The following is a 12,554-nucleotide window of genomic DNA, read 5'->3' as shown; positions in this document are numbered from 1 at the left end:
GCCTGCGCCAACACAATTGCTGTAAAGTTGACGTACAGGTCAGCTTTTCAGGCTAGTACCAGAATCAAAAAAAGGGCAGACCTCCTGCTGCCCAGAGGATCAAGCATGTCCAACCGTGATATTTCCCGGCGCGCCTTCCTGCAAGGCGGCCTGATCGCTGGTGTCGGCGTGACCATGGCGCCGCTCGGCAGCCAGGCATTCGCCGCGCTGATGGAGGAACGCGTCACCACCTCGCCGCAGAAGTGGATGAACCATGATGGCAAGGCACGTTTCCGTAACGATGCCTTGTCCAAGGTGTGCGGCGACAAGGTGTTCGCTCGCGACATCCGTGCCAAGGACATGCCCGGCTGGCCCGCACAGCAGGGCCATGCGCTGCTGCTCAAGGCGACCAAGGCCGACCGTATCTATGCCGGCCATGACCTCAGCCTGCTTGGCGCCGACCTGCAGCCGGACCGCATCGTCACCGCTGCCGACCTGGAAAAGGACGGTATCGCCTGGCCAGAGGCCCACTCGCCCGACCCGCTGCTGCCGCCCGGCAAGGTGCCGATGTTCATCGGTCACCCGGTGGCGATCCTGATCTGGCACGACTTCGAGCGCTTCCGCCAGGCCAAGCGTAAGCTGCAGTTCAATGACCAGGCGATCCGCTATGGCGCCCAGGCGCCGCTGTACCAGCGCGACCCCTACGGCAGCTTCCGCTTCGTGCGCGTGGGCGGTGCCACACCGTTCGACGACGATGAATTCTCCAGCCTGAAGAATTCCATGCTGTTCCCCACCATCCTCAACCGCAAGCCGGTGTGGTCGAAGCAGCCCAACCAGCATGGCGACCTGACCGAGCAGGGCCTGTTCCATGCCAAGCGCATGGCCGAGCAGCTGGACAACCCGCCCGAGGAATGGCTGGTGTTCGACGAGCGCTACAAGACGCCGTCCATCGAGCCGGCCGCCCTGGAGCCGGACAACGGCAACGGCTGGTACGACCCGGCCAGCGGCACGCTGCACTTCGTGGTGGCGACCCAGTGCCCGTTCGAAGTGGCGCAGGAATGCGTGCACATGATCAAACCGTCGCGCTTCGCCCTGAACACGCTGAACATGCACCCGGGCTATACCGTGGGCTACGGCTCGAAAGACAACAACATCTTCGTCTTCTACGCCGCCGTGGCCGCGCTGTATGGCGCCGGTGTGCCGATCCGCCTGGCCAACGACCGCTACGAGCAGTTCCAGAGCGGCATCAAGCGCCATGCCTTCGATATCCGCTACCAGTTGGCGGTGGACAAGAAGGACAACAGTTTCAAGATCTTCCGCGCCGACATGACTTGCGACGGCGGCGGGCGTATCAACTACAGCCCCTCGGTGGCGGCGGTCGGCGCCACGGCGGCGCAGTCGATCTACTACATGCCGCAGAACGACCTGTCGGTCACTGCCTATCACTCCCGTGGCGTCGAGGCCGGCTCCATGCGCGGCTACGGCACCCTGCAGACCATGGCCGCCACCGAAATGATGGTGGATGAGGTCGCCGGGCGCCTGGGCGTCGATGCCATCGACCTGCGCCGCGCCAACGCGCTGAAGTCGGGCATGAAGAACACCCAGGGCGCGGTCCCGGCCGGCGCCCTGCGCCTGTACGAGATTCTCGACAAGGCCGCCGTGCACGACTGGTGGCGCAACCGCGACGCGCGCAAGCAGCAGATGGACGCCAAGGACCCGGACCACTGGTATGGCGTGGGCTTTGCCATCTGCCAGAAAGACTTCGGCACCGGCTCCGAAGCCCCCATGGCCAGCATCGAGTTCAGCCGCGATGGGCGCATCAGCCTGCGCCACATCGGCACCGAGCTGGGTACCGGCATGTCCACCTCCCAGGCCCTGGTTGTCAGCGATTTCCTCGGCCGCTCGGCCGACGAGGTGAAGACTGCGGTCACCGAATGGCCGGAGCTGCAGCTGACCACCAGCGGCAACCCGTACCTGATCAGCCAGCCCGAGCAGGACGCAGCGCTGCGCAACCCGCGCTGGGTCGGCAAGCTTGCTTCGCCGTCGTCGGCGACCAACTCGGCCTTCTACTTCAGCCATGCCACCCGCGAAGCGGCACGCGTGCTGTTCAACCACGGTCTGTGGCCGGCGGCCATGGCCATCTGGCGCCAGGGCCCGTACGGCGGCCAGGCCAACCCGCTGGTGGTGCGCCGCGAGAATGCGGTATGGGTCAACGGCGAGCTGACCGGCAACGGCCTGTCACCGATCCCGTTCGCCCAGCTGGCCCAAAAGGCCCATGAAATGGGCCTGGTCACCGGCGTCAGCGTGCACGGCTTCAACCGCTGGAGCTGGGCCGAGGCCGACTTCGTCATCGATGGCGTGCGCGAACGCTTCCCGCTCGATGCGGTGGCAGTCAAATACGGCGATGGCGCGGTGAGCGCCAAGAAGGCGCAGATGAGCAGCCACGGCTACCACCTGCTCGACCGGCAGAACGCCGCCTACCCCGACACCCAGCTGAACAACGCCATGGTCACCTACTACAGCCCGGTGGCGACCATTGTCGAAGTCAAGGTGAACAAAGGCACTCACGAAGTGCAGGTACTCAACCACCACAGCTGGGTCGAGTGCGGCCGGGTGCTGGTGCCGGAACTGGTCAAGGGCCAGCTCGAGGGCGGTATCGCCATGGGCATCGGCCATGCCTTGACCGAAGAAATGCCGTTGTACGAAGGCGGGCCCGGGGAGGGCGACTGGAACTTCAACCGCTACCGTCTGCCGCTTGCGCGCGACGTGGCGGTGTGGCAACAGACCAGCGAAATCCTCCCGCCGCTGTCACCGACCGACCCGTCCAAGGGCATCGCCGAGGTGGTGATGATCCCGGTCGTCGGTGCCATCGGCAATGCTGTCGCGCATGCCATCGGCAAGCGCGTTCGCGATCTCCCCATCACCCCAGCCCGTATCAAGGAGGCCCTCAATGGCTAACCGTCCACTGCAACTGACCCTCAACGGTCAACCGGTCGGCCCGGTCGAGGTCCCCGACGACCTGGCGATGATCGACTACCTGCACGAACACCAGAACCTCACCGGCTCGCGCCTGGGCTGCGGCCAGGGCATCTGCCACGCCTGCGTGGTGATCGTCGACAACCCCGACGGCACCAGCGAGGAGGTGCGCACCTGCATTACCGGCGCGCATTACTTCGAGGGCAAGAAGGTCCGCACCATCGAGGGCCATGCCAAACAGGACGAGGCCGGCAACCTCACGCTGAACCCGATCCAGCAGAAGTTCGTCGACCTGTTCGCCTTCCAGTGCAGCTACTGCGCGCCGGGCTTCGTCAATGCCGCCACGGTGCTGGTGGAAACCGCCCAGCGCCAGCCGCTGAAGAAGAGCGAGGTGGAAGACCGCATCGAGGCGAGCCTGGGCCACCACATCTGCCGCTGCACCGGCTACGTGCGTTACTACGACGCCACCCGCACGGTGCTCAACGACCTCGGCCTGGTCAAGGAGGGTTGAGCATGGGTCTTGTTCGTAGCGCACTGGCGCTGGCTCTCGGCCTTGCCTTTACCTCGCTTGCCCAGGCAGCCGACCAGGCGCAGGTCAAGCGCGGTGAATACCTGGCCCGCGCGGCTGACTGCATGGCCTGCCACACCGCCGAAGGCGGCGCGCCGTACGCCGGCGGCCTGCCGATCCATTCGCCGTTCGGCACCATTTACGGCAGCAACATCACCCCGGACAAGCAGTACGGCATCGGCAACTATAGCGCCGACGAATTCTTCGCCGCGGTAACCGAGGGCAAGCGCAAGGACGGCGCCAACCTCTACCCGGCGATGCCGTACACCTCGTACCACCTGATCAAGCGCGAAGATTCGGACGCGATCCTCGCCTACCTGATGACCGTGCCGCCAATCAACCGCCCGGCACCGCAGACTGCGTTGCGCTTTCCGTTCAACGTTCGCCAGGGGCTGAGCGGCTGGAACATGCTGTACGGTAAAAGCGTGCAGTTGCAGCCGACCGAGGGCAAAAGCCCGGCCTGGCAGCGTGGGCAGTACATGGTCGAAGTCATGGGCCATTGCGGCGAGTGCCATACCCCGCGCAACCCGATCGGTGCGTTGCAGCAAGACCAGCGCCTGAGCGGCGGCCTGCTGGGTGGCTACCTGGCCCCGAGCCTGCTGGCCCAGGATCTGGCCGAGCGCGGCTGGACCCAGCCGGACCTGACCACCTTCCTCAAGCACGGCATCAGTGCCCAGGGCAGCATGTTCAACGAAATGTTCCCGGTGGTGCACCACAGCACCCAGCACCTGGAGGATGCCGACCTGGCGGCCATGGCCACCTACCTGCTGGGCGACCAGCCACCGCCGGCCAAGGCCATCCAGGCGGTGGCGCTGGAGCAGATGAGCGAAAGCGCCAAGCGCGGCCGCCAGCAATACCTGAATGTCTGCGCCGGCTGCCATGGGGTGGACGGCGAGGGCAAGCCGCACATCGCCGTGGCCATGCGCGGCAACACGGTGCTACGCCAGGCCGACTCGCGCAACCTGGTCAAGGTGGTCCTCGAAGGCATTCGTGAACAGCAGTTCACCGGCTTCGAGCGCATGCAGCCGATGCCGGGCTTTGCCGACAAGCTCGATGACCAGCAGGTGGCGGATATGGTCAACTACCTGCGCCAGGCCTGGGGTGGATTGCCCGGTGACCTGAGCGTACAGCAGCTCGCCGAGCTGAAGGCGGAGTAAAGGGTGCAGCATCTCGATCTACAGGTGGTCCGCCAGGCGTTGCAGTGGTCGTGCGGCGGCCAGCGGGTGTGGTTGTGCACGGTACTCGCCACCTATGGCTCGGCGCCCCGTGCGCCGGGGTCGCTGCTGGCGGTGAACGCCAGCGGGCAGTGGCTCGGTTCGCTGTCCGGTGGCTGCGTCGAAGACGACTTCCTCGAACGCGTGGGGCGGGGGGAGTTTCCCGAGCCGGTGGCTATCGTGCGTTATGGCGATGGCAGCGACTCGCGTTCGAGCATCCGCCTGCCGTGTGGCGGCGTGCTGGAAGTGCTGGTGGAGAACCTGCCGGCCGAATGTGACGTGCAGGCGCACCTGCGTGAGCTGGAAAGCGCATTGCAGGGCCGGCGCCGTGTGTTGCGTGAAGTGAGCCTGCCCGAGGGCATGCGCCTGCTTGCCGATGACCACCGCCAGGGGCCGCGTGTGCAGCGTGAAAGTGCCTGTGTACGCTTGCGTGTGGGGGCCGCCCAGCGCCTGCTGCTGGCCGGGTACTCCAGCGTCGCGCATTTCTGTGCCGAGTTCGGCAAGGGCATGGGCTTCGAAGTCATCCTCTGCGAGCCGCGTGACGAAGTGCTCGACGGCGTGCGGCTGGATGGCATCGACGTGCGCCGCGAGCTGCCATCGGAGTTCATCGCCCATGGCGGTTGCCATGCCGACACCGCGGTGGTGGCGCTGACCCACGACCCGAAGATCGATGACCTGGCCATGCTCGAAGCGGTGCGCACCGAGGCGTTCTATATCGGTGTGATGGGCTCCCGGGCCACCTCCGACAAGCGCCGCGAACGCCTGCGGCGGATCGGTGGCCTGGCCGAGGTCGAACTGGGCCGCATCCACGCCCCGATCGGCCTCAACCTGGGCAGCAAGACCCCGGCCGAGATCGCTTTGGCGGTGCTGGCCGATATCCTTCGCGTGCGCAATGGTATCGAGCGGGAGGCGCTGTGAGCGTGGTTGCACTGATATTGGCTGCTGGCAGCAGCGTGCGTTTCGGGGCTGACAAGCGTCGGGCGCTGTTGGTTGATGGTCGCAGCTTGCTGGTGCACAGCGTGGAGCGGGCCTGTGCAGTGTTCGACGATGTGCGGGTGGTGTTGCGCGAGGGGGAGCGGGGCGTGGATCTGGGGCTGCCTGCGGGGTGCCGGGTCGTCTCCAGCCCGGACTTTGCGTTGGGCATGGGCCATAGCCTGGCGGCCGGCGCCGCCTCGCTGGCCGACAGTGAGGCGCAGGCAGTAGCGATTCTGTTGGGTGACATGCCATGGCTGGAGCAGGCAACCCTTGCCCGGCTGGCTTCCAGGGCCAGCGCGTCGACCATCGTGTTGCCTTGCCATGAAGGGCAGCAAGGGCATCCTGTGCTGTTCGGGCGCGATTTCTGGCCGGCGCTTGCGCGCCTGACCGGCGATGAAGGGGCGCGTTCGGTGGTCAAGGCCAACCCGGCGAGTTGTGTCAGGGTAGAAGTGCCGGATACCGGTGTGCTGCTGGATGTCGACAAGCCTGATGCGGTGCACCGGTGAACGCACTTGTCAGGGCCTATTCATCTTCTTCGTCAGCCAGCTCATAGGGTTGAAGCTCGCTCAGTTGGGCGAGCAGTACCAGATGCTCGACTGCTTTGAGCTTTTCAAGCCGCTCGAGGCTGTCTGACCCTCCCAGCATCAAGGCAGGAACAAAGCCATACATTTCGTCTGCGGCCAACATGCCGAGCCGTTCCCTGGCGGGTTCGAACAGGTCGTCGAAATAGATGCATTCGGTCATCAGCCACATGAGCAGGCCGTGGACCTTGTTGTCCCGCTCTTCGTCGCCTGAGCTGTGGGCGCCATCGAGGTAACGGGAATGGTACGCCGCAATGGTCAGCACCGAGCCGGTGTTCTCACCCCACAGGTACAGGTCGCCAAAAGCGCTACGGGCGATGAGGTGATAAGTGTCGCGTGCTTCGAAGTGCGTGCCTGACAGCCAATACGCTACTACGTCTTCGTAATCCTGAGGGTTTACCAGCCAGAACAGGCCACCACCGTAGCCGCACCAGCCGTGCTCTTGCCAGTATCCCAGGAGACGGTTGGGGAGTTTGCCTTGGTAATGATCGAGGGCAGAGGGCGGTACTGGTTGGTGGCCGACGGGGTCGCCGAAGGTTTCGAGGAAGATGCTGAATATGACGTCCATTTGATTAAGTCCTTTTTTAAGTGTTTAGAAGTCGGAAAAGCTATAGGGCTCGATGCTGCAAAGCTGAGAAAGCAGTACAAGATGTTCAATTGCTTTCAGCTTCTCAAGATTTTCGAAACGAATTGGGCCGCCAAACACCAATGCTGGAACAAAACCGTACATCTCATCCGGCCCTAGTATGCCGAGGTTCTTCTTGGCAGGCTCAAACATTTCATCAAAATCATTCGAATCCAAATCTCTGCAGGCGAAAAAATTTTGCACTTGCCTGTCCATGTCAATTGCTGTCAATTCATGTGTTCTCCCAACATAACGGCCAATATGCGTTGCAATTTTTAGTGAGAATCCCGTTTCTTCGCCAAACAAATAAAGATCACCAAAGGCTCCGCGGGCTATGAGGTGAAATCTGTCGTACTTCTCTAGGTTTGCACTCTCAAGTACAGATGCAACCACGCCATCATACTCTTGTGGGTTTACGGTCCAAAACATGCCGTCACCGTACCCACACCATCCATGCTCAATCCAGTACTGTAGAAGTTTATCCGGTAGCTTTCCTCGATAACGGTCAATGGTCGATGCAGGCACCTCCTGTCTATGCATAGGTTCACCGACTTCCTCAATAAATACGGAAAATGCTTCGTCCATATGATAACCTCCAGATATTTCAGCACTTGTGCAGTTTCACATTTAAAAGGCCGGAGCCACCACCTGTACCAGCCATCTCTTCGGCGGCCCGCCTGAGTCCGCCTATCCTGTTTTTCCACTGAGGGCCAATGCTCGAGTTGACCTGTCTATCTCCAAAATCAGCGATAGCGTCCCGTCCACCAGCACTGAGGTCCGGGTTATGCAAGGCTGCAAGCGTTGACATTGTCTCTTTGGCTTGCATTTCTGAAAGTTTTCTTGCTTCACGCGGACCCATCGTTTTGGATAGATCCTCGTGAATCCTATCTCTTATGTTTGTGTACAAGTCTTTTCGTGCCTTTTTGGCAAGCTTGGGATCGCGTTTGACGGGGTTGGCCACATTTTCCAAAAACTCCTCAACCGTCAGCCGATTCAACCCATCCTGCTGCCCCTTCAACTGCCGTTCAAACTCGCCATGCTTGGCGGGTGGCAATTTGTCGGCCTTGAAGCACGCCACGGTATGCAACGGCATGCTACCGGGCTTCCCTGTCGAGGGCTCCTTGTCTTTCTCAGCCGGCCGATCAGGCTGCATCGGTTGCGGCTCACCCACCGCCCCCTTGCGTCGCTCCGGCACCTGCAGGTCTGGCCGTTTCTTCAAGCCCTCTTCATGCTTGAGCATCCATTGCCCCAGCCGCGCACCTTTGCGGCTGGCCGCCATTTCCTGGGCCAGCACCCGGGCATCGCCGCGGTCGCGGGTGAGGTACGACACGATCGCTCCCAACAACAGCAGCACGACTTCCACATGGCCTTGGGCAATCTGATGCGTGGCCCGGGATATCGCATAGGGGTCGTCCCGGCAGAACGGGCCCGTGCCTTCATTGCCGCAGGTGCCTTCCCAGGCGAAGCGAATGCCATCGACGTAGTACTCGCCGATACGCGGCAAGCCCTCGATGAAGAACTCGGCGATGGAGGCCAGCCCCAGCGCGCCGAGGATCCAGCCACTGACCTTGAGGCCCATAGCCGCGCCCGCGCCGGCGAACGGAATGGTTCCGGCGCCGCCGGCGAATGTGCCAACCCCCGCGCCAAGCAGGCCACCGGTAATGGTGCTGCCGGCGACGATCATCGCCATCTGCCGTACGACCATCAGCAGTTCGTCGACGATGCTGTTGATGTCGAGGTCGGCGAAGCGCTGGCGCAGCATGTGCGCCGCCTGCCATTCGGCGTGGTAGAAGGCTGTGCGGACGGCTTCGATCCGGCGCAGGTTGAGGCCTAGCGAGGCGACTTCTTCATTGAGGCTGGTGCGGAACTGGCCACCGCTTTGGTAGCCCACCATGGCGATGACACGTGACTCGATCTCGTGCCAGGAGGGCACGAGGTAATCCAGGTACATGAGGTGTCTCCCTGACAGCGTGTGCAGGGGGAAATCCCATCATGGATTCGGATCGGAAGTTTCTGAGTCAGTTGTAGGAAAATGCGACTTCGTTTCCGGCAGGTTCGGCGAAGCTCAGGTGAACATGGCGGCGAAGAGGTGGGTCAGCGTCAATGGGGTAGGGTGATGACTGAATAGTCGCGACATGGACTCGCCTCGGTGCTTGCCGCCGAAAGCAACAAGCCACAGAGCGGCCACTTAAGCCTTGACCGTGCCCATCATGTATAGGTGCCAAGCGCCTGGCGGCGCTTGGTCCGTGATGGCGCTACTTCATTGTTCGTTGAGAAAGGATAAGTGAATGGCTGCAGCATCAATCTGGTTGCTTTGAGAAGGGGTAAGATTGCAGGTCTGTCAGTTGCGCGAGAAAGACCAAGTGCTCAATGGCGCTGACCTTTTGAAGGTGCTGCAGGGAGTCAGAGCCACCCAGCAAGAGTGCGGGGAAAAAGCCGTACATCTCGTCATGTTTAAGTCTGCCAAGCTTTTCTCTGGCGGGATTGAAAAGGTCGTTGAAATCATTTGAGTCGACTTTTCTTGATAGGATGAAGCCTTGGAGTTCAGTGTTGAGCTGTTCTGTTGTAAAGTCGGTCTTATGAAAGACGTATCGAGAACTAATGCTCGTGATTTTTAATGAAAAGCCAGATTTTTCGCCCCATAGGTACAGGTCGCCGAACGCGCTCCGTGCAATCAAGTGATAGTTGTCGTGCGAGCCAAGTGTCGTGCCTGCAATCCAGTAGGAAACCACAGCGTCATATTCTTGTGGGTTGACCAGCCAGAATATACCTTCGCCATAACCCGACCATCCATGTTCGGACCAGTATTCCAGAAGCTTGGGAGGAAGCTTGTCTCTATATCGATCGATTGTTGATGGAGGTACTTCCCGGCGGTCGATTGGTGGGCCGAAATTTTCAATGAATCTGGCAAAAATTTTATCCACTTGAATTTCCTTGTCTTAGCATTTGTGTAATTTTACATTCATGCGTGTTGAGTTTCTAAGGTTCGGTGGCACTGTTTCGGCGGCCTTTTTTAAATTCGGTATCTTTGTTTTCCATTGTGGGCCAATTATTGAGTTGACTTGGCGATCTCCAAAGTCTGATATCGCGTCTCTGCCTCCTGCTACAAGGTCTGGGTTGTGCAGTGCGGCTGTTACCAGCATGTGATTTTTGGTTTTTTCTATGGCTACTTTTTGTGCTTCGACTGGATGACACGTGACTCGATCTCGTGCCAGGAGGGCACGAGGTAATCCAGGTACATGAGGTGTCTCCCTGACAGCGTGTGCAGGGGGAAATCCCATCATGGATTCGGATCGGAGGTTTCTGAGTCAGTTGTAGGAAAATGCGACTTAGTTTCCGGCGTGTTCGGCGGAGTTAAGCTGTCAGGATGTGACTTGGGTGGGGCTGGGGATGTTTGTCGCTCCCGGGGCATGTGGCAGTTGCGCGGCGCTCGTTGCCGCAGGCGCCACACATCCCCAATCCCCCACAAAAGGTCCATAATCCCCCCTTAATCCGCCCAAGGTGCAATGCCAGCTACACCATTCCGGGAGCCCCACCATGCACGTTCTGCTCTGCGAGGACGACGACCTGATCGCCGCCGGCATCTGCGCCGGCCTTACCGCCCAGGGCCTGACCGTGGACCGTGTGGGCAACGCCGCCGATGCACGGGCGATGCTGCAGGCCGCGCAGTTCGACGTGATGATCCTCGACCTTGGCCTGCCCGACGAAGACGGCCTGAAGCTGTTGCGCCGCCTGCGCGAGAAAGGCGAGACGCTGCCAGTGCTGGTGCTCACTGCCCGTGATGCGGTTACCGACCGGGTCGATGGCCTGCAGGCCGGCGCCGACGACTACCTGCTCAAACCGTTCGACCTGCGCGAGCTGGCTGCTCGCCTGCACACCCTGCTGCGGCGCGTAGCCGGGCGGGCGGTGAATGTGATCGAACACGGCCCGCTGCGCTACGACCCGAGCAGCTGCGAGGCAACCCTGGCCGGCCAGCCGGTCGACCTGTCCCGGCGTGAACAGGCATTGCTCCAGGCGCTGCTGCAGAACCCCGGGCGGGTGCTGTCCAGCGAGCAGCTCAAAGACTGCGTGTACGGCTTCAGCGACGAAGTCGAGAGCAATGCCCTGAACGTGCATATCCATCATCTGCGGCGCAAGCTGGGCAACGGCATCGTCGAGACCGTGCGCGGCCTGGGCTACCGGCTGGGCCCGGCGCAAGCACCGGAGGAGGCGGCATCATGAGCCTGCGGGTACGCCTGAGCCTGATCCTGGGCAGCGCCTTCGTGATCATCTGGGCGCTGGCCGCCGCGTGGATGCTGCGCGACCTGCGCCAGCAGATGATGTTCTCCCTCGACCAGCGCCTGGTGGCTTCGGCGCGCATGGTTGCCGGGCTGATAGACCAGCTGCCGCAGCCGCTGACTGCCAAGGGTGGGGAGGCGCACTTTTCCGCCGACCAGTTCAGCGTGCCGGACGGCATGGCTTGCCAGGTCAGCTCACTGCGTGGCGAGATTCTCGCCAGCAACCACAAGCACGATGGCGTCATGGACGATGAACGCAGTGGTTTCCGAGACCAGACCATCGACGATGCCCTGTGGCGCACCTTTACCTATAACCATGGCGATGTGCGCATTACTACCGCCGACCGGCACATGGAGCGAGAGGCACTGAACCAGTCGATCCTGCTGGCGGCCTCGGCGCCGGTGCTGATGGCCCTGCTTGGCAGCCTGGGGTTGTTGTGGATCGGCCTGGGCAAGGGCCTGGAGCCGCTCAACCGCATGCGCGATGCCCTGCGCCGCCGGCGCGCGGACAGCGTCGAGCCGCTGCAGGTGGCGGGCATGCCCGGCGAACTGCAACCGTTGCTGGAAACTCAGAACCAGCTGTTCCTGCGCATTGCCCAGACCATCGAGCGTGAGCGGCGCCTGACCGACGATGCCGCGCATGAACTGCGCAGCCCGCTGACGGCGATCAAGACCCACCTGCAGGTAGCACGGATGACCGATGGCGCCGTGCGCGAGCAGGCGCTGGAGCATGCCGAGCAGGGCGCCGACCGCATGCACCGCACGCTGGAGCAGTTGCTGATGCTAGCGCGGGTAGAGGGCAGCCTGTCGTTCGAGGATGGCATACAGTGCAGCGCCGAGCAGGTGGCCCGGCAGGCGGTGCAGGATGCCGGCGGCGGTGACAACCGGCGCATCGTGCTGCGCTTGCCTGAAGCCGCTACGCAGATCTACCTGGGTATGCCTGCGCCGTTGGCGGTGGCGGCGCTGCGCAACCTGCTGGACAACGCCTTGCGCCATGGCGGCGACGAGGCGGTGGAGCTTGAGGTGCAGATGGCTGACGGCCAGGTGGGCTTCATGGTGCGGGACCATGGGCCGGGGATTGCCGAGGCGGACCTTGAGCACCTGACCGAGCGCTTCTGGCGTAACGGGCAGAGTGGTGGATGCGGGCTGGGGCTGGCGATCGTGCAGGCGATCGTGCAGCGTTGTGCCGGTAGCCTGAAGTTCGACAGCCGCAGTGATGGGTTGCGGGTGTTGTTGCAAGTGCCGGCGCGCTCGGGGCATTGATTTTTATTGCCTGTGCCGGCCTCTTCGCGGGTAAACCCGCTCCCACAGGTACTGCATCAACCCTGAGATCTGTGCCAATCCTGTGGGAGCGGGTTT

Annotated in this window: 11 protein-coding genes and 1 pseudogene; 7 read left to right on the top strand and 5 right to left on the bottom strand. The window is 62.1% G+C overall.

Translation table 11 applies throughout. The features are described 5' to 3' along the window. Window positions 1-105: 105 nt before the first annotated feature. The 5 genes from NY023_RS19040 to NY023_RS19020 are packed head-to-tail and all read left to right on the top strand — an operon-like array spanning window position 106 to window position 6,218. Entirely contained in the window at window positions 106-2,937 is a 2,832-nt protein-coding gene (locus NY023_RS19040; protein WP_013973478.1) for a xanthine dehydrogenase family protein molybdopterin-binding subunit, read from the top strand. Then, window positions 2,930-3,466 (top strand): (2Fe-2S)-binding protein, encoded by a 537-nt coding sequence (locus tag NY023_RS19035; protein WP_013973477.1) that lies wholly within the window; start codon window positions 2,930-2,932, stop codon window positions 3,464-3,466. The genes NY023_RS19040 and NY023_RS19035 overlap by 8 nt, the downstream gene beginning before the upstream one ends. 2 nt (window positions 3,467-3,468) lie before the next feature. Beyond that, window positions 3,469-4,680, top strand: a complete 1,212-nt coding sequence (locus NY023_RS19030; RefSeq protein WP_013973476.1) for a cytochrome c — start codon at window positions 3,469-3,471, stop codon at window positions 4,678-4,680. Window positions 4,681-4,683: 3 nt separating this feature from the next. Continuing rightward, complete coding sequence (locus NY023_RS19025; protein ID WP_013973475.1) at window positions 4,684-5,655, top strand: XdhC family protein; 972 nt, start codon at window positions 4,684-4,686, stop codon at window positions 5,653-5,655. Beyond that, complete coding sequence (locus NY023_RS19020) at window positions 5,652-6,218, top strand: NTP transferase domain-containing protein (RefSeq protein WP_013973474.1); 567 nt, start codon at window positions 5,652-5,654, stop codon at window positions 6,216-6,218. Before NY023_RS19025 ends, NY023_RS19020 begins: the two co-directional genes overlap by 4 nt. Before the next feature lie 16 nt (window positions 6,219-6,234). Here the strand turns inward: NY023_RS19020 and NY023_RS19015 are convergent, their stop codons facing one another. From NY023_RS19015 to NY023_RS18995, 5 genes and pseudogenes are all read right to left on the bottom strand, one after another. Beyond that, window positions 6,235-6,861, bottom strand: coding sequence for a GAD-like domain-containing protein (locus NY023_RS19015; RefSeq protein WP_013973473.1), 627 nt, complete (start codon window positions 6,859-6,861; stop codon window positions 6,235-6,237). A gap of 24 nt (window positions 6,862-6,885) precedes the next feature. Continuing rightward, window positions 6,886-7,503, bottom strand: coding sequence for a GAD-like domain-containing protein (locus tag NY023_RS19010; protein ID WP_023661099.1), 618 nt, complete (start codon window positions 7,501-7,503; stop codon window positions 6,886-6,888). A 19-nt stretch (window positions 7,504-7,522) separates the two neighbouring features. Beyond that, complete coding sequence (locus NY023_RS19005) at window positions 7,523-8,869, bottom strand: DUF6861 domain-containing protein (protein ID WP_013973471.1); 1,347 nt, start codon at window positions 8,867-8,869, stop codon at window positions 7,523-7,525. Between the two features lie 349 nt (window positions 8,870-9,218). Beyond that, complete coding sequence (locus tag NY023_RS19000; protein ID WP_013973470.1) at window positions 9,219-9,842, bottom strand: GAD-like domain-containing protein; 624 nt, start codon at window positions 9,840-9,842, stop codon at window positions 9,219-9,221. Between the two features lie 15 nt (window positions 9,843-9,857). After that, window positions 9,858-10,121, bottom strand: a pseudogene (locus tag NY023_RS18995) (polymorphic toxin type 15 domain-containing protein); the annotation flags it as partial. 334 nt (window positions 10,122-10,455) lie between these two features. On the opposite strand from NY023_RS18995, the gene NY023_RS18990 reads away from it, so the two are divergent. Together NY023_RS18990 and NY023_RS18985 are read left to right on the top strand one after the other, a co-directional pair. Next, window positions 10,456-11,139, top strand: a complete 684-nt coding sequence (locus NY023_RS18990; RefSeq protein ID WP_013973469.1) for a response regulator transcription factor — start codon at window positions 10,456-10,458, stop codon at window positions 11,137-11,139. Then, window positions 11,136-12,458, top strand: a complete 1,323-nt coding sequence (locus NY023_RS18985) for an ATP-binding protein (protein ID WP_013973468.1) — start codon at window positions 11,136-11,138, stop codon at window positions 12,456-12,458. The genes NY023_RS18990 and NY023_RS18985 overlap by 4 nt, the downstream gene beginning before the upstream one ends. The last annotated feature ends 96 nt before the right edge of the window (window positions 12,459-12,554 follow it).

It is taken from the genome of Pseudomonas sp. NBB (assembly GCF_032701105.1).
Lineage (GTDB): Bacteria > Pseudomonadota > Gammaproteobacteria > Pseudomonadales > Pseudomonadaceae > Aquipseudomonas > Aquipseudomonas asiatica.
The sequence above is the reverse complement of the archived record's forward strand: the minus strand, read 5'-3'. Positions and strand labels throughout refer to the sequence as shown.

Bases quoted from the DNA above. Each gene is read 5' to 3' on its own strand.
- NY023_RS19040 (WP_013973478.1), top strand. From the start codon at position 106: ATGTCCAACCGTGATATTTCCCGGCGCGCCTTCCTGCAAGGCGGCCTG.
- NY023_RS19035 (WP_013973477.1), top strand. From the start codon at position 2,930: ATGGCTAACCGTCCACTGCAACTGACCCTCAACGGTCAACCGGTCGGC.
- NY023_RS19030 (WP_013973476.1), top strand. From the start codon at position 3,469: ATGGGTCTTGTTCGTAGCGCACTGGCGCTGGCTCTCGGCCTTGCCTTT.
- NY023_RS19015 (WP_013973473.1), bottom strand. From the start codon at position 6,861: ATGGACGTCATATTCAGCATCTTCCTCGAAACCTTCGGCGACCCCGTC.
- NY023_RS19010 (WP_023661099.1), bottom strand. From the start codon at position 7,503: ATGGACGAAGCATTTTCCGTATTTATTGAGGAAGTCGGTGAACCTATG.
- NY023_RS19005 (WP_013973471.1), bottom strand. From the start codon at position 8,869: ATGTACCTGGATTACCTCGTGCCCTCCTGGCACGAGATCGAGTCACGT.
- NY023_RS18990 (WP_013973469.1), top strand. From the start codon at position 10,456: ATGCACGTTCTGCTCTGCGAGGACGACGACCTGATCGCCGCCGGCATC.
- NY023_RS18985 (WP_013973468.1), top strand. From the start codon at position 11,136: ATGAGCCTGCGGGTACGCCTGAGCCTGATCCTGGGCAGCGCCTTCGTG.